The organism is Vibrio sp. 1078-1, from assembly GCF_033340475.1.
On the sequence record NZ_JAWOWM010000549.1, the window covers coordinates 1 to 612 of the forward strand.

General features: G+C 47.9%; 1 pseudogene. It reads left to right on the forward strand.

The window, feature by feature from the left end:
* A pseudogene (locus R7190_RS28720) lies at positions 1-612 on the forward strand (nuclease); the annotation flags it as partial.

Genomic DNA, 612 nt, shown 5'->3' on the forward strand with positions numbered 1-612 from the left:
ACAACGAATACCGTCTGATCGCGACGAACGATGTAAACAACACTAACTTTGTGGCAGCGGGTGATGGTTTTGATGTAGAGCGTAAAGCGGCGCCAGCTATCGCAGAGTCGGATTTACGCGTTGCAAGTTTTAACGTGCTTAACTACTTCACTTCGGTAGCAGACAGCGGAAACAACAACCCGACAGGCCAAAACCGTGGCGCGACGAATCACGATGAATTCTTGATCCAACAAGCGAAGATCGTGTCTGCGATGAATAAGATGGATGCTGACATCATTGGTTTGATGGAAGTGGAAAATAACGGCTTCGGTGATGGCAGTGCTGTGCAAAACTTGGTGGATGCATTGAATGCAGAAATCGATGACGCGGACGATCATTACACTTACGTTGAAATCGCAGATAAAGACAAGTACCAAGAAGAGTACTTCGGAAGCGATGCTATCATGGTTGCTATCTTGTACCGCGCGAAAGTGGTCACGCCAAAAGAAGCGGCGAAAGTGATCTTCACGCCAGAGCAGCACATTGCCGAAAACACCATTACTCGTAAAGATGGTGCTGAGAGCAACCCTGCGTACGACAAATACCAACGCCACAGCTTGTTGCAAACCTTCA